This is a genomic window from Angustibacter aerolatus (assembly GCF_054776675.1).
On the sequence record NZ_BAAHBM010000017.1, the window covers coordinates 1 to 15,708 of the forward strand.

The window sequence follows — 15,708 nt, forward strand, 5'->3', positions numbered from 1 at the left end:
CAGGTGGCGCCGCGGGTCCACTCGAGCCCGGCCCGGCCGGCACGCTGGAGGGCGTCGGACGGCGCATCGGCGACGGCGCGCAGCGCCGCCTCGAGCCCGGCGACGCCAGGGGCGAAGCGGGTGCACGCGGCGTCCGGCAGGCCGGCCAGCTGCGGCACGCCGGGCACGACGACCGGCACGGCGAAGGCCATGGCGAGCAGCACCGAGCCGCTGGTGGTGACCCGCCGGAACGGCAGCACCACGGCGTCGGCGGCCGACAGGTGGTCGGCGAGCACGTCGTCGGCGAGGTGGCGCAGGTCGAGCCGCAGGCGCGGGTCGGCGGCGGCCGCGTGGTGCAGCCGCTCGGCCAGGGCCGGGTCGGGGCACAGGCCCGCGACGACCAGCACCACGTCGGAGTCGGTTCGGGAGAACGCCTCCAGCAGGTCGTCGACGCCCTTCTCGACCGTGACGCGGCCCACGAACAGCAGCAGCCGCGCGTCGTCGGGCAGCCCCAGCCGGCGCCGCGCCTCGGCCCGCGGGCTGCGCGGCGGGTAGTGCCCGACGTACGACCCGTGCGGCACGACGGTGGTCGGCGGCAGGGGAGCGGGCGCGGCGAGCGCGGCCAGCTCGGCGGTGACGTGGGCGTCGTGCACGAGCACGTGGCTCGTCGCGCGCAGCAGCGCCCGTCGGGCGGCGCGGTCGTCGTCGAACACCTGCTGGTGCGGCAGCACGTTGTGCGCCGTCCAGACGACGCGCACGCCGAGCACGCGGCAGGTGGCCAGCAGCACGCCGAACCACCACTGCGACACCCGGCGCAGCAGCGGCGAGCGCTCGGCGCCGGTGAGCGTCAGGCCGAACACCCAGTGCACGTGCAGCAGCCGGACGCCGCGCAGCCGGGCGACCAGCAGCTGCACCGGCACGAGCAGCAGGTTGAGCGAGCGCGACGGCGTGGGCATCGGCAGGTACGCCGGCTCGACGCCCTCGGCGCGCAGCGCGTCGTGCAGCAGCTCCTGGTACGGGTTCGGGTCCTTCGGCAGCACCATCAGCCTCACGTGGCGACCCCCACGAGCTGCGCCAGGGCGCCCGCGCCGTAGCAGAGGTGGTCGCTGACCGTCTGGACCGGGTGCACGCGGCGGCTGCGCCACAGCGGCACCAGCAGCAGCAGCGGGTAGAACGGGAAGACCAGCGTGATGGGCAGCCCGAGCAGGAACACGGGGTAGACGAGCATGATCGGGTCGCGCTGCGGCAGCTGGCGCAGGCGGCTGGGGTGCTTGCGGTAGAGCCGGGCGCGGGCGGCGCCGTAGTACCAGGACCGCTTGTGCTGGCGGCGTCCGCGGCCCCAGTCGACGGTGATCGCGGCGGCCTCGATGCGGCGGATGCGCATGCCGGCGTCGTTCACCCGCCAGCAGAAGTCGACGTCCGAGCCGTACGAGAACGCCTCGTCGAAGCCACCGACCCGCTCGTACGCCGCCTTGGTGAAGGCCATGTTGATGGTCGGCGCCTCGTGCACGTAGCCGTCGCTGAAGTCGAGCAGGTCGTACGGCCCCGACTCGGTGCTGCGGTACGAGCCGACGGTCACCTGCTCGCTGCCGTCGAGCAGCGGGGCGGTGATGGTGTCGAGCCAGCCCGGCTGCGGGCGGCACCCGGAGTCGACGAACACGACGACGTCGCCGGTCGCCGCGCGGACGCCGGCGTTGCGCTGCTCGGGGATGGTGATCTGCTTGCGGCTGCCGGCCGGCGCGGTGAACGGCACCCAGGTCACCTCGGGGTGCCCGCTGATCAGCTCGTCGAGCGCGCCGTCCGAGGCGTCGACGACCACGACGTCCTTGGGGATGCGCGACTCGTGGTCGCGCAGCACGTCGAGCGTCTCGGCGAGCGAGCGCTCGTGCTTGCTGATGATGACGACGGTGGCCCGGTGGCTCGTCATGAGTAGACCCTCGCTGATCCGGTGTCGAACACCACGGCCTTGTACTGGTCCAGGAACGACGTCGGGAAGACGTACGTCGCGGAGAGCTGGTTGTCGGGCGTCGTGCCCCGGGCGCGGCCGTCGAGCACGTTGCTGCTGCTGGCGAAGACCAGCGCGCGGGCGTCGAGCGTGCCGGGCGCCAGGTCGGGGAAGACGCCGTGGTGGTCGCGCTGCTCGCTGAACTGCAGCGTCAGCGCGCCGTACCGGTCGGCGAACACGATCGCGTCGTCGCGGGTGTGGGTGACCACCCAGCGCGCCGCGGTGAGATCCTGGTCGGTGGTGGCGAACCGCTCGGCGTACTCGCCGTCGCGCGACAGGTTGCCGGGCGGGCTGCCGCCGCCGGCGCGGCTGCCCAGCCCCGACGCGTCGAGGTAGACCAGGGCGATGCCGGCCACGAGCAGCACGCCGGCCAGCCGGCCCGGGGTGTCGGGGCGGACGCCGAACCGGCGGCGCTCGCCGGACGGCGCGGCCCGCAGCAGCAGCCCGCGCACCCAGCCGATGGTGATGCCGAGGGGCACCACCAGGATCGTCATCGTCTGGTACGCCAGGCGCTCGGGGTTGTAGGCGAACGACGCCGAGCCGCTGACCCGCATGATCACCGTGATGCCGACGACGGAGGTCACCAGCGCGACCAGCTCGGCGTCGGCCCGGCGGCGGCGCAGCAGGAGCAGCAGCCCGACGGCACCGGCGATGACGCCGAGGTTGCCCGCCTGCCGCACCTGCGTGGTGAGCAGGGCCAGCGGCGTCTTCAGCCCCGGCTGCCAGGGCCGCGCGGACGGCGGCTCGGACGCCGTCGCCGGGAAGTCCCGCTGCGCGCTGGGTGAGAAGACGTGCTCGGACAGCCACGGGTGCTGCTCGCGGTACGTCTGCGCCACCGAGTCGAAGTACTCGCGCGGCGTCGAGCTGGCGGCCACGTTGCCGGCGAGCCACTTGGTGACGATCGACCCGCCGCCGCCGTTGGGCAGCACCTGGAACCCGTGTGCGGCGATGCTGCTGGCGAAGCCGGTGACGTTGTCGGTCGAGTGGGTGACCGGCCCGTTCCAGCCGAACGTCGCGGCCGCGAGCAGCAGCACGACCGGCAGGCTGAGCACCGGCCGGTGGGCGCTGCGCCGCCTCATGACGCGCAGCGCGAAGGCGATCACCCGGGCGCCGAGGAAGGCGCCGACGGCGACGTACGTCGTGGAGTAGTGCGAGACGACCATCGCGCAGCCGAGCACCAGCACCAGGCCCTGCGCCCCGCGCCGGCGCAGCGAGCGGTCGAGGGCGACCAGCACGATGCCGAGGAACAGCAGCAGCGCGACCTCCTGCCGCGCGAGCGCAGGCATCTGGCCGGCGATGCTGGAGGTCATGAAGAGCAGGCAGGTGGACAGCAGCGCGGTGCGCGGCCCGAGCCAGCGGCGGGCGGCGGTGTAGACGCCGACCGGGTAGAGCGCGAAGAGCACCGGCAGCAGCAGCTTGAAGACGCCGAGCGGGCTCAGCGCGGTGAGCTGCCAGAGCGCCGTCGGCAGCGCGGTGATGCTGAGCATGGCCGAGTAGGAGTCGCCGTCGACCGGGTGCCAGCGCAGCGCCTCGGCGGTGGTGCGGAACGCGGCGAACTCCTGCTGGACGTCGAAGCCGTAGAGGCCCTTCGACCGCAGCGAGTACGACCAGAGCAGCGCCAGCACGACGCTGAACAGCACGACCTGCACGGCGCCGTCGCGCCCCTGCTTCGCGGCGAAGGCGGCCCACACCAGGGCCAGCCCGCCGAGCCCGAGCCCGGCCGCGACCACCCAGGTGGTGCCCCGCTGCTCGAGCACCTGGGTGCCCACGCCGACCAGCACGGGCAGCAGCAGCATCGCGGTGAGCGGCGAGACCCGCTGCGGTACCGGCACCGGGTGGCTGGCGCGGCGCAGCGTCGCGACGATCGCGAGCAGCACGGTCACGCCGTCCAGCGCGATCAGCAGGGGCAGCGTCGACAGCGGCTGGTTCAGCCCCTGCGCCGGCCCGACGGTGTTGACGCCGAGCGTCACCAGCAGCAGCACCGCGAGGCTGCCCGAGACGCTCAGCACCAGCCGCTCGGCGGTGCCGCGGGGCCGGACGTCGAGGGCGCGCAGCAGCACCGCGCCGGGCACGAGCACGACGAAGGCGACGGCCACGAGGATCGCGCTGCCGTGCGGGCGCAGCAGCACCGCACCGTGCAGGGCGGCGAAGCACAGCACGAGCTGCAGCAGGCCGCCGAACCGGGCCCACGCGCGGCTGCGCCGGGACGGCCGCTCGGCGGCGACCGCCGCGGCGTGGGCGGCGCGCTCGAGCTCGGCGTGGTCGGCGACCGTCACGGGGGACGGCGCGGCCACGGCACCGCGGCGCAGCAGCGGGGCCGACGTCACGTGCGCACCTGCTCGGGCAGCGGCGACGGCGCGAACAGCTGGCGGGCGCGCGGCAGCTCCTGCAGCATGCCCACGTTGCCGAGGGCCTCCTGGGCCAGCTGCAGGTAGGGGTAGGCGAGCTGCTCGGGGTCGCGGTCGCGCAGGGCGCTGCGCACCCAGTGCGAGAACAGCAGCGCGGGCGCAGCGGCTGCCGCGGCGCCGACCACGGGGCTGCGCCGCAGCGCGGCCAGACCGAGCAGCCCGGCCACCAGCGCGGGCAGCGGGTAGAGCGTCGGCAGCAGCTGCGGGTACTTCACGAACATGCGCGCGTTGCCCCGCCCGTAGGCGCGGCTGCGGCGCAGGGTGTCGGCCAGGCCGGGCTCGAAGTCGTGCAGCAGCATCGACTCGGGCGTGTAGAGCAGGTGCTCGCCGGCGGTCAGCGCACGACGGCAGAAGTCCTCCTCCTCGCCGCCGAACCGGAACCGCGGGTCGAAGCCGCCGAGCCGCTGCAGCACCTCGACCGGGATCAGCATGCTGGCGCCGACGATCGAGCTGACGGTGCGCACGCCGGTGGGGGCCTGCCGGGTCGCCGAGCGCCGCAGGTAGCTGACCAGCCGGTGCCCGAAGCCGTCGCTCTGCAGCAGCTCTGCCTCGAGCGGCTCGAGCGGGTTGCACCGCTGCAGGTAGCGCAGCACGAACGTGCCGTCGTCCGAGCCGAAGACCCGGCCGCCGACCGCCGCCGCCGTGGGGTCGCTCGCACGGGCCTCGAGCAGCCGCTCGAGCCAGGTGGGGGTGGGCCGGCAGTCGTCGTCGGTGAAGGCGACCAGCGGGGCGGCAGCGGCCCGCCAGCCGCTGTTGCGGGCGGCCGCGATGCCGGCGTTCTGCGCGTGCACGACGACGCGGGCGCCGTGCCGGCGCGCGACGTCGGCGGTGCCGTCGGACGACCCGTCGTCGACGACGACGACCTCGACGTCCGGCACGGTCTGCGCCGCGATGGCGTCGAGGGTGCGGCCGATCGTCTCGGCGCCGTTCAGGCTGCAGATGACGACGGTGATGCCGGGGGTGCTCACACCGTCACCGCCTGCTGCGTCGGGGACGCGGCGCCGACCCGGCTGCCGATCTCGGTGGCCAGGGTCGCGGGGCTAGCCGCGTGCCGCAGCGCGTCGTAGTGCGCGCGCACCGCGGGGGATGCCGTGGCGCCGTCGAGCACCGCGGCGATGGCGTCGGCGACGTCGTCGGGCGACAGCGAGGCGAAAGCCGGCAGCACGCCGCCGAACAGCTCACCGAGCCCGCCGGCGGACGACGCCAGCACCGGCACACCGGCGGCCACCGCGAGGTTGGCGACGCCGCTCTGCTCGGAGTGCGTGTAGGGCAGCACCGCGACGTCGGCGGCCTCGAACCAGCCGGACACCTCGCCGTCCGGCACGTGGCCGGTGAAGACGACGACGTCGCGCAGGTCGTCGGCCTCGGCCCTGGTGCGCACGGCGTCGAGGTAGGCGCGATCGGCCTGCTCGAAGCGACCGAACGCCGGCGGTCGCGGCCGCACGTCGCCGGCGACCACGAGACGCATCCGGTCGCGCACCGACGGGTCGCGCGCGACCAGCACGGCGAGCCCGTCGACCAGCTCGCGCAGCCCCTTCTCGACGTGCACGAACCCGAAGAGCAGCAGCACGGTGCGGTCGCCGAGGTCGTGCTCGGCCCGCAGCCGGTCACCCGGCACGAGCGCCGCGGGCAGGTCGTAGACGGGGTGCGGCATCGTCAGCACCCGCTGCGGCGCCACCCCGAGGCGGTCGGTCAGCGCCGCCGCCGCGCTCGCCGTGTGCACGTGCACGACGTCGGCGCGGCTGACCACGCGGTAGTAGAGCCGACCGGGCAGCCCGAGCCGCTCGATGTCGCGGGTCACCTCGTGGTGGGTGACGACGACGGGCGTGCCGAGCAGCCGCAGCAGGCCGGCGAACGACCACACCAGCAGCAGCCGCGGGCCGTACGTCGCGATGCCGTGCTGCACCTGCACGGCGTCGGGCCGCCAGCGTCGCGCGGCCACGAGCAGCCGCAGCTGGCGCAGGGGCGACCACGAGAGCGCTCCCTCGACGGGCGGGTTGCCCGGGGCCGTGGGCGTGGGCAGGCTGGTGATGCCGCGCACCTCGTGCCCCGCCTCGGTGTAGGCGCGCGCCAGCTTGGCCGCGTAGTCGGCGATGCCGTCGCGGGCCGGGGGCAGCGGGCTGAGCAGCAGCAGCCTCACGCGACCAGCACCTTCGCGAGCGTGGCGGCCAGCGCGTCCCAGGAGTTGTCGCGGCCGGTGGCGAGGGCTCCTTCGCGCAGCCCGTCGGCGTTGTCGAGCGCCTGGGTCAGCGCGTCGGCGAGGGCGGTGGCGCCGAGACCGCAGACGTATCCGTTGACCCCCGGCACGATGAGGTGGCGGGCGTGGTTGTCGGGGTGGTCGGTCGTCACGACCGGCGTGCCGCAGGCCAGCGCCTCGAGCGCGACCATGCCGAAGCCCTCGCGCACGGTCGGGAAGGCCAGCACCCGCGCGGACTTCATGGCGCCGAGCACGTCGAGCCGCTGCTCGAGCGGCTCGAGCAGCCGTACCTGGTCGCCCAGGCCGAGCCGCTCCACCTGCGCGGCGAGCCGCTCGCGCTCGGGGCCGGTGCCGATGACGGTGGCGGTCACCCGGCGGCCGCGCTCGCGCAGCAGCGCGACGGCGTCGACCAGCACGTCGACGTTCTTGTTGGCCAGCAACCGGCCGACGCAGAGCACGTCGGCGGCGTCGGCCGCGGGGACGGCGGCCTCGATCTCGGCCGCGTCGACGCCGTTCGGCACCGCGGTCAGCCGCTCGCGCGGCACGCCCAGGTCGACGAGGCGGTCGGCGGTACCGGTCGATGCCGCCACCACGTGGTCGGGCAGCGAGGCGGCCAGGCGCTCGAGGGCGGCGGCCACCCGACCGAGCGGGCCGAGGTAGTCGACCCAGTAGTCGCGGCCCCACACCTCGTGCCACGTCACGACGAGCCGCTTGCGGCGCACCACCGTCACCAGCTTGAGCGGGAACAGCTGCACGAACGGGATGGCGTCGGCCTCGAGCACGTCGAAGCGCCGGCCGAGCATCCGCAGCGTCGAGGCGGCGAACACCACGGCCTGCCAGATCGAGCGCCGGCTGCCGGCGTACAGCGAGATGCGCGGGCACAGGGCGTGCAGCGTGCCCGCCGGCACCTGCGGCACCGGGGCGTCGCCCCACCAGCGCATCGTGTGCACGTGCACGTCGATGCCGTGCTGGCGCAGGCGCGGCAGCAGGGCGGCGTACCGCGCCTCCTTGCCGCCGGTGTTGAAGGGCTCGAGGGAGTCGGTCACGACCGCGACGGTCGTGCGCGACGTCGGCTCAGGCTTCACAGGACGGCCCTCCGGAGGTCTTCCACGTGGCTGAGTCGTGCGGCAGCACCCAGTAGTGCACCTCGGGCGAGCGCCCGCGGTCGGCGGCGAGCCGCACCGAGATCTGGTTGCGCACCAGGCAGTCGGGGATGGTGAACCGCACGGTGATGCGCTCGGTCGCCCCGGCGGCCACGGTCAGCCGCCCGGTGCCGACGGTGGTCGGCTCGCCCGCCGGGCCCACGGTCGCCGTCCACACGTAGCCGTTGGCGCGGCTCGAGCGGTTGGCGGCCAGCAGGTCGAGGTCGACGTCGCCGTCCAGCTCCACGGTCTTGTAGAGGGCGTCGTACTGCACGATCTGCAGCGTGCTGAACGGGGCCGGCTCGGGCAGCAGGCCGGCCGACACCAGGCGGGAGTGCACCGGTGTCGCCTGCGCGGCGGACGGCACGGCCACGGCGAGCGCGGCGACGGCGATGACGGCGAGACGACCCCTGGAGAGGAGTCGGCTCATTCGGCGGCCTCGGCCAGGAGGTTCGCGCGCTGCTGGTCCTCGAGGTGCACGACGCGGTCGGCGTGCTCGGCCAGGTCGACGACCACCGGGTCCTGCGCCGGGATCACCGAGCGCGGGATCCGCATCGACGGCACGACACCTCCGCCGGTGCGGCTCTGCCGCACGCGCGGCACCCGCGGGGTGCTGGCGGCCAGCTTGCGGGCGACCGCCGGTGCCGCGGGGCGCGGGTCGGGTGCGACCCGCACCCGGCCGAGCACCTGCAGGCAGCGGACGGCGTCGCGCCAGTTGATCTTCTTGCCCTCGTCGTGCGAGCGGGCGTGGTACGACACCGGCACCTCGAAGGGGCGCGCGCCGAAGCGCAGCACGTTCGCGGTGATCTCGGTGTCGAGCCCGAACCCGAGCTCGACCAGGCGCATCTGCCGCAGCATCTTCAGCGGCACCAGCTTGAGGCAGGTGTGCAGGTCGCTGATCGCCGCGTCGTAGAGCAGGTTCGCCGCGAAGGTCATCGCCTGGTTGCCGAGCTTGTAGCGGAACGACCGGTACACGGTGTTGTAGCCGAACAACCGAGTGCCGTAGACGACCTCGCTGCGCCCGTCGATGACCGGCTCGAGCAGCCGCTTCACGTCGTGCGCCGAGTACTCCATGTCGGCGTCGAACGGCAGCAGGTGGGTGCCGGTGGCGACGCTGATGCCGGTGAGCACCGCGGCGCCCTTCCCCATGTTGTGCGGGTGCTGGTGCACGTGCAGGCGCGGGTCCTGCACGTCGTGCAGCAGCTCGGCGGTGCCGTCGACGCTGCCGTCGTCGACGACGATCAGCTCGACGTCGCACGGGTACTGGGCCTCGAGCACGTGCTGGACGGCTCGGCGGATCGTGGCGGCCTCGTTGTAGGCCGGCATGACGATGGAGAGGCGGACGTCGACGGGTTCGCGGACAGCATGCATTGGCTCGTCCTTCAGTTGTTCACAGTGAAGTATGCCTGGCACCGTTGCCACCCCGAGTGCGAGGCCCTCCTGTCGGACGACGCATCACGCAGACTAGCCAGGCGAGGCGGCGACACCCACGGTCCGAAGTGAAGTTTGGGTAAACCATGACGATCGTCCTGCTGCATGGTCACGAGCGAGCAACCCACGTGGTTCGACTTCACCAAGAACGCGTAAAGCGCCGAGTCCTGCTCAGCGGCCTACTCGATCGACCATAGCAAACCGGGCAGGGCGGGTGCCTCGACGCTTGCCATCACGAACTAGTACGAACATGAACTGTCGGCAGGCTACTTGCGCGTACGGCCAGAACCGGGGACCGTCGTGTGAGAGTGCCGCGACCGGCGCCCACGGAGACACCGCGCACCGCCGCGCCCGATGCGACGGGAGCACCCTTGACAGACGCCAGGCGCACGGCCCTGCGACGAGCGGGCCTGCTGCTCGCGCTGATCGTCCTGCTCGACCTCGTCATCCGCACCGCCGACCCCGACTACGCGGTGCTGGGCGTGCTCGACGAGCCGGCGCACCTCGCCACCGGCGCGCTGCTCGCCCTGGCCGTCAGCACCCGCACCGGGCCGTGGTCGCGGTCCGCCTGGCTCACCGTGCTCGCCGCCAGCTGCCTCATCGACGCGGACCACGTGCCTGCAGCACTGGGTTCGAACGTGCTCACGCACGGCACACCGCGGCCCTACACGCACTCCCTGACCACGGTCGCCGTGCTGCTGCTGCTCGCGCTGGCGGCCCGGGCGCTGCGGCGTCGGCACGTCTCGGCGCTGCTCGCCGTCGCGGCGCTCGGCGTCGGCGGCCACCTGCTGCGCGACCTCGGCACGGCACCGGTCGCGCTCTTCTGGCCGGTCTCCGACGCGGGGGTCACGCTGCCCTACGCCGGCTACCTCGCCGTGCTGGTCGCCGCCGCGCTCGCGGCGGTCGCCGGCGCCCGTCGTCCGCAGCCGGCGCAGCCGGTCCACGAGCCCGTCCGCACCGGAGGTCCGCAGTGACGATCCTCACGCCGCCGCCTGCGCCGGCCACCCGCCAGGAGGCCCGTCGTGAGACCGCGGCGCGCGCCCCGCGGTCGTTCCGGCCGGACGTCGAGGGGCTGCGCGCGCTCGCCGTCCTGCTCGTCGTGCTCTACCACGCAGGCGTGCCTCGGCTCACGGGCGGCTACGTCGGCGTCGACGTGTTCTTCGTGCTGTCGGGGTTCCTCATCACCGGCCTGCTGCTGCGCGAGGCGACCGCCACCGGCACGGTCTCGATCAGCGGCTTCTACGCCCGCCGCGCCCGGCGCATCCTCCCGGCGTCCCTGCTGGTGATCCTCGCGACGGTCGTCGCGTCGGTCGTGCTGCTGAACTTCGTGCGCGCCGGGCAGGTGCTGAGCGACGCCCGGTGGGCCACCGCGTTCATGGCCAACCTGCACTTCGCCGCGACCGGCACCGACTACCTGCAGGCCGACGTGCCCCCCTCGCCGCTGCAGCACTACTGGTCGCTGGCCGTCGAGGAGCAGTTCTACGTCGTCTGGCCGGTGCTCGTGCTGCTCGTCGCGAAGCTCGCGCCGCGCCGCCTGGTCGGGCGCGCGGTCGGTGTGGTGATCGCCCTGATCAGCGTGGCCTCGCTGGCGTGGTGCATCGAGCAGACGTCGCAGGCGGCGACCCAGGCGTACTTCTCGCCCTTCACCCGGGCCTGGGAGCTCGGCGTCGGGGCCCTGCTCGCGGCGGGCAGCGGCTGGCTGCTGCGCCTGCCGGCCGTCGTCGGCCGCTGGCTCGGTTGGCTGGGGCTGGCGGCCGTGATCGGCTCGGCGTTCTGGATCACCGACGCGACGCCGTTCCCCGGCGCCTACGCGCTGCTGCCGGTGCTCGGCACGGCGGCCGTGGTGGCCGCCGGCAGCATCGCCCCCGGCGTCGGCGCCGAGTCGGTGCTGAGGCAGCGGCCGCTGCAGTGGCTGGGCGCCATGTCGTACTCGCTCTACCTGTGGCACTGGCCGGCGCTGGTGATCGCCGCCGCGCTGGTCGGGGGCACCCTCGGCGTCGGCCCGGCGCTGCTCGTGGTGCTGGCCTCGCTGCTCGTCGCGGTGCTCACCCACCACGCGGTCGAGAACCCGCTGCGCCGCGCGCCCCGGCTGGCGGCCCGCACCAGCAACAGCCTCGGCTTCGGCGTGCTGGCGCTCGTGACCGTGCTGTTCGCCTGCAACGTGATGATCAGCAACCAGCTCACCGAGCGCGACGCCGCGGCGGCCCGGGCGCAGGCCCGGCTGGCCAGCGTCTCGCTCGACGCGGCCCCGGCGGGCGACGGCAAGGTCAGCGGCGTGCAGGCGGCCGTGGTCGAGGCGGCCGCGGCGAAGCGCCTGCCGAGCGACGTCTCGCCCCCGCTCGCCGAGCTGCCCCAGCACGCGTCGCCGGCCAACTTCGACGGCTGCCTGGTGCCGACCGAGAAGACCAGCTCGCCCTCGTGCACGTACGGCGACACCTCGGCGTCCAAGACGGTCGTGCTGTTCGGCGACTCGCACGCCGCCGCCTGGCTGAGCGCCCTCGACGCCGCCGGCGAGCGCGAGCACTTCAAGCTGCTGGTGCTCACCAAGTCGCTGTGCCCGTTCCCGTCGACGACCGTCTGGAACACCGTCGACAAGCGGCCGTTCAGCCAGTGCGACGCCTGGCGCTCCTGGGCCCTCGACCGCATCGACGCCGTCGAGCCGTCGCTCGTCGTCGTGTCGAGCACGATGTACGGCGTCCGGCTGCCGTCGTCGCCGAAGGACCAGACCGGCCTCGCCGCCGCCTGGCAGCGCGGCGCGACCACCACCCTGAAGCGGCTCGACGCGTCCGCGAAGCGCGTGGTCGTGCTCGGCGACTCGCCGGTGATGGCCGACGACCCCGCCCAGTGCCTCGCCGACCACCCCAAGCAGGTGCAGCGCTGCTCGCAGCCGACGCCCGAGGCCCTCAAGCTCTCGCGCGAGGTGCTGCAGGCCCACGTGGCGAAGGTCGCGAAGGCCGACTACCTGCCCGTCGTCGACTGGTTCTGCACTCCGACCGAGTGCCCGATGGTCGTGAAGGGCGTCGTCACCCACTACGACCGGTGGCACCTGACGGCCGACTACAGCTCGCTGCTGAGCAAGCCGCTCGCCTCGGCCCTGCGGCTCACCTGATCCGATTTCTGCTGGGGCCCCGGCGTCGGCTAGAGTCTGTGGTCGAGCCGCGAGGCTCGGGCGCCCGTAGCTCAACGGATAGAGCATCTGACTACGGATCAGAAGGTTAGGGGTTCGAATCCCTTCGGGCGCACGTCGTTGAGACAGCGACCAGCAGCACGTCAGAGCCCCTCCCGCCCATCCAGCGGTGAGGGGCTCTCGCGTTCCCGGGCTAGCGCACGGCCGGGCGGTCGCCGAGGGCCGTGCGCACCAGGTCGAGGTTCGACAGGCCCTGCAGCTGCCGGCCGAGGCGGGTCTGGGCGTCGAGCTCGACGATCAGGGTGTTGCGCTGGTCGTCGGCGCTCATCTGCCGCAGCGCCGCGTCGTCGCGGATCCCGGCGTGACGCAGCAGCACCATCACGGCGCCCACGCCCTCGAGGTCGGCGTCGTGCATCGCCTGGTACGACGCCGTCGTCTGGTTGCTGTGGTTCACCATCTCCACGATCAGGGTGTTGCGGTGGTCGTCGTGCGACATCGCGATCAGCTCGGGCTGGGTGCGGAAGCGGCCGGCGAGCAGGACGCCGCGCAGCCACGAACTGGGCCGCCCCGGTACCTGACCGCGGACGGCGAGGTCGCTGCCGAGCGCGACGAGCACCAGGTCGAGCGTCGAGAAGCCCTGCAGGGCCTGGCCCTGACCGGTCTGCAGGTCCATCTCGACGATCAGGGTGTTGCGCTGGTCGTCGGCGCTCATCGCCCGCAGCGCCGCGTCGTCACGGATCCCGGTGTGCCGCAGGAAGACCAGGGCCCCGCCGGCGCCGGCCAGCTCGGTGTCGTCCAGCCCCTGGAAGAACGGCACCCCCTGGCTGGTGCGGTTCGACAGCTCGACGATCAGGGTGTTGCGCATGTCCTCGTACGACATGGCGTTCAGCTCGTGCTGGGTGCGGAACCCGCCGAGCAGCAGGACGCCGCGCACCGCGAAGCCCTCGTCGACGTCGAAGGGCGTGCTGAGCAGCGACGTGCCGGAGGTGGCGAGGTACCCGAGGACGCCGTCCCGCAGCTGGTCCTTGACCGTGTCGTCGATCTCGCGGTTGGTCGCCCACGCGAGGTCCCAGCGGCCGCCGGAGGTGGCGCCCGCGCTGGAGCCGACGAAGGTGCCGTAGCGGGTGCTGCCGTCCATCCGGCCGCCGAGCCCGTACACGTCGTGCCGGTCGATGAACCGGGCCACGCTCGCCGGGCTGGCGAGCAACCCGCCGCTCGCGGCTCGCGGCTCCAGGACGAAGTCGCCGCCGTAGACGTCGACCTCCGTCGCGTCGTCCGACAGGTCGAGCTGCGAGGGCAGCCTCCGGCCGTTGCCGTCGTACCCGTCGACCTCACCGGGCAACCGGGCGTCGACCGGCGTCCGCGCCCCGGCGACGTCGCGCAGGCCCATGGCTCCGGCGACGTGCTGGCTCACGTACACGGCGTACGGCATCCCGGTGGCGCGCTCGATCACCGCGGCGAGGACGTCGAAGGCGGTGTTCGAGTAGCCGGTGTCGCCGTCGCCGGCGGGCGGGAACCCGGGCGGGAACGCGAGCGGCACGGTGGAGTGCATCCGAGCCGCCTGCTCCGTCACGGACGCCGGGTGCCCCAGCTCGCGCGACACGTCGCGCAGCGTCATGCTGGGGCGCTCGTAGTCGTGCGGCATGCCGCTCAGGCTCGTGGCGCACTGCGCGATCGTGATCGCGTCCTTGCGCGGGTCCTGCGCCCCGGTCAGCCCAAGGAACCCGAAGGCCGAGGCGTTCAGGTCGATGACGCCGTGGTCGGCGAGCTGCTGGACCGCCGCCGCGGTGAACAGCTTGGTGACGCTGGCCAGGCGGAACGTCGTGGTCGTCGTGGTGAGCGGGTTGCCCGGCTCGGCCCACGTGTAGGCCCGCTTCGCGTAGACGGTCCGGCCGGAGGCGATCGCCACCGAGGCCGCCCGCACGTCGTGCGCCGTCATCACCTGCTGGAACACCGCGTCGAGGGTCGCTGCGCCAGCCGGCTCCGGGCCCTCGACGTGCCACTGCCGGGTCATCGCCCGCTCCGACGAGTCATCTCGTCAGGATGCGGCGGCCCCGCGAGACGCCACAAGGAATCCCGTCGAGACCGCCGACGTCAGCCGCGGTCGGCCGGCGGCAGGGTCATGATCTCCGCGCCGTCCTCGGTGATGGCGACGGTGTGCTCGCTGTGGGCGGTGCGGCAGCCGGTGGCGCTGCGCAGGGTCCAGCCGTCGGCGTCCGTGACGAGCTCGTCGGTGTCGAGCATCACCCAGGGCTCCAGGGCGAGCAGCAGGCCGGGGCGCAGCTTGTAGCCGCGGCCGGGGCGGCCGTCGTTGGAGATGTGCGGGTCCTGGTGCATCGTCGAGCCGACGCCGTGACCGCCGAACTGGGTGTTCACCCGGTAGCCGTCGTCGCCGAGCACCCGGCCGATCGCGTGCGAGATGTCGCCGACCTTGGCGCCGGGACCGGCGGCCGCGATGCCGGCCTGCAGCGCGCGCTGGGTGGCGTCGACGAGGGCGGCGTCCTCGGGGCGCTGGGTGGTGCCCACGGTGAAGCTGATCGCCGAGTCGGCCACCACGCCGTCGAGCGAGACGGCGAGGTCGAGCGAGAGCAGGTCGCCGTCGGCGAGGGCGTAGTCGTGGGGGAGGCCGTGCAGCACGGCGTCGTTCACCGAGGTGCAGATGTAGTGGCCGAACGGGCCGTTGCCGAACGCCGGGGCGTAGTCGACGTAGCACGAGACCGCGCCGGCCTCGAGGATCATCTGCTGCGCCCAGCGGTCGACGTCGAGCAGGTTCGTGCCGACCTCGACGCGGTCGCGCAGCGAGTACAGGACGTCGGCGACGAGGGCTCCGGTGGCACGGGCCCGCACCAGCTCGCTGCTGTTCAGGATCTCGATCACTGGTGCTCTCCTCGTTCCCGGTACCGCTCCCCGTCATCGTAGGGATGCCGGGTCGGGCCCCTCGCCGGCGGGCGCCCCGAGCCGCACCAGCGCCTGCTCGACGGCGTCCGCCGCCTCGCCCGCGGGCACGTGCTCCCACAGCCGCAGCACGGTCCAGCCCAGCTCGGTCAGCCGCGCGTCGGTGTCGGCGTCGCGCCGCGCGTTGTTCGCGAGCTTCCAGGTCCACCACTCGCGGTTGGCCTTCGGCATCGTCCCGTGCACCGGGCAGCCGTGCCAGAAGCACCCGTCGACCAGCACCACCAGCCGCCACCGGGTGAACACGAGGTCGACGCGCCGCCGGGGCAGCCCCTCGATGCGCGCCTGCACCCGGTAGCGCCGGCCGCGGGCGTGCAGCTCGCGCCGCAGCGCCACCTCCGGCGCCGTCGCCGCGCGCCGCTGACGGGAGAACCGCCGGTGCAGCTCGGGGCCGGGCGCGACGCGAGCCGGCTCCTGCTCAGGCAACGCTCCAGCTCCCCTCGGCGACCGCTGCACCGTACGGCGAC

General features: G+C 73.9%; 13 protein-coding genes and 1 tRNA gene. 3 read left to right on the forward strand and 11 right to left on the reverse strand.

Going from position 1 to position 15,708, the window contains the following annotated elements; all coding sequences use genetic code 11:
- From ACYVI6_RS06345 to ACYVI6_RS06380, 8 genes are all read right to left on the reverse strand, one after another.
- On the reverse strand, positions 1 to 1,022 hold a 1,022-nt coding region (locus tag ACYVI6_RS06345; RefSeq protein WP_460445607.1), incomplete at its 3' end, for a glycosyltransferase.
- A 5-nt stretch (positions 1,023 to 1,027) separates the two neighbouring features.
- Entirely contained in the window at positions 1,028 to 1,906 is an 879-nt protein-coding gene (locus ACYVI6_RS06350; protein WP_460445558.1) for a glycosyltransferase family 2 protein, read from the reverse strand.
- Positions 1,903 to 4,311, reverse strand: coding sequence for a hypothetical protein (locus tag ACYVI6_RS06355; RefSeq protein WP_460445559.1), 2,409 nt, complete (start codon positions 4,309 to 4,311; stop codon positions 1,903 to 1,905). The genes ACYVI6_RS06350 and ACYVI6_RS06355 overlap by 4 nt, the downstream gene beginning before the upstream one ends.
- The gene (locus tag ACYVI6_RS06360; protein WP_460445560.1) at positions 4,308 to 5,360 is read right to left on the reverse strand and encodes a glycosyltransferase family 2 protein; all 1,053 of its coding nucleotides are present in this window, start codon (positions 5,358 to 5,360) and stop codon (positions 4,308 to 4,310) included. Before ACYVI6_RS06360 ends, ACYVI6_RS06355 begins: the two co-directional genes overlap by 4 nt.
- Positions 5,357 to 6,532, reverse strand: coding sequence for a glycosyltransferase (locus ACYVI6_RS06365; RefSeq protein WP_460445561.1), 1,176 nt, complete (start codon positions 6,530 to 6,532; stop codon positions 5,357 to 5,359). The genes ACYVI6_RS06360 and ACYVI6_RS06365 overlap by 4 nt, the downstream gene beginning before the upstream one ends.
- On the reverse strand, positions 6,529 to 7,635 hold the full coding sequence (locus ACYVI6_RS06370; protein WP_460445562.1) for a glycosyltransferase family 4 protein: 1,107 nt from the start codon (positions 7,633 to 7,635) through the stop codon (positions 6,529 to 6,531). The genes ACYVI6_RS06365 and ACYVI6_RS06370 overlap by 4 nt, the downstream gene beginning before the upstream one ends.
- Positions 7,636 to 7,663: 28 nt before the next feature.
- Positions 7,664 to 8,161, reverse strand: coding sequence for a hypothetical protein (locus ACYVI6_RS06375; RefSeq protein ID WP_460445563.1), 498 nt, complete (start codon positions 8,159 to 8,161; stop codon positions 7,664 to 7,666).
- Positions 8,158 to 9,102: a glycosyltransferase family 2 protein gene (locus ACYVI6_RS06380; RefSeq protein ID WP_460445564.1), complete on the reverse strand. Its 945-nt coding sequence runs from the start codon at positions 9,100 to 9,102 to the stop codon at positions 8,158 to 8,160. The genes ACYVI6_RS06375 and ACYVI6_RS06380 overlap by 4 nt, the downstream gene beginning before the upstream one ends.
- Before the next feature lie 431 nt (positions 9,103 to 9,533).
- On the opposite strand from ACYVI6_RS06380, the gene ACYVI6_RS06385 reads away from it, so the two are divergent.
- The 3 genes from ACYVI6_RS06385 (at position 9,534) to ACYVI6_RS06395 (ending at position 12,404) form a co-directional block, all read left to right on the forward strand.
- The gene (locus ACYVI6_RS06385) at positions 9,534 to 10,136 is read left to right on the forward strand and encodes a metal-dependent hydrolase (protein ID WP_460445565.1); all 603 of its coding nucleotides are present in this window, start codon (positions 9,534 to 9,536) and stop codon (positions 10,134 to 10,136) included.
- On the forward strand, positions 10,133 to 12,271 hold the full coding sequence (locus ACYVI6_RS06390; RefSeq protein ID WP_460445566.1) for an acyltransferase family protein: 2,139 nt from the start codon (positions 10,133 to 10,135) through the stop codon (positions 12,269 to 12,271). The genes ACYVI6_RS06385 and ACYVI6_RS06390 overlap by 4 nt, the downstream gene beginning before the upstream one ends.
- Before the next feature lie 60 nt (positions 12,272 to 12,331).
- Positions 12,332 to 12,404: transfer RNA gene (locus ACYVI6_RS06395), tRNA-Arg, on the forward strand.
- A 78-nt stretch (positions 12,405 to 12,482) separates the two neighbouring features.
- Here ACYVI6_RS06395 and ACYVI6_RS06400 read toward each other — a convergent pair.
- The 3 genes from ACYVI6_RS06400 to ACYVI6_RS06410 all read right to left on the reverse strand — a co-directional run bounded on the left by ACYVI6_RS06400 (position 12,483) and on the right by ACYVI6_RS06410 (position 15,667).
- Positions 12,483 to 14,303, reverse strand: coding sequence for a serine hydrolase domain-containing protein (locus ACYVI6_RS06400; protein ID WP_460445567.1), 1,821 nt, complete (start codon positions 14,301 to 14,303; stop codon positions 12,483 to 12,485).
- 80 nt (positions 14,304 to 14,383) lie between these two features.
- On the reverse strand, positions 14,384 to 15,166 hold the full coding sequence (gene map, locus ACYVI6_RS06405; protein ID WP_460445568.1) for a type I methionyl aminopeptidase: 783 nt from the start codon (positions 15,164 to 15,166) through the stop codon (positions 14,384 to 14,386).
- A 33-nt stretch (positions 15,167 to 15,199) separates the two neighbouring features.
- Complete coding sequence (locus tag ACYVI6_RS06410) at positions 15,200 to 15,667, reverse strand: very short patch repair endonuclease (protein ID WP_460445569.1); 468 nt, start codon at positions 15,665 to 15,667, stop codon at positions 15,200 to 15,202.
- Between the last annotated feature and the right edge of the window lie 41 nt (positions 15,668 to 15,708).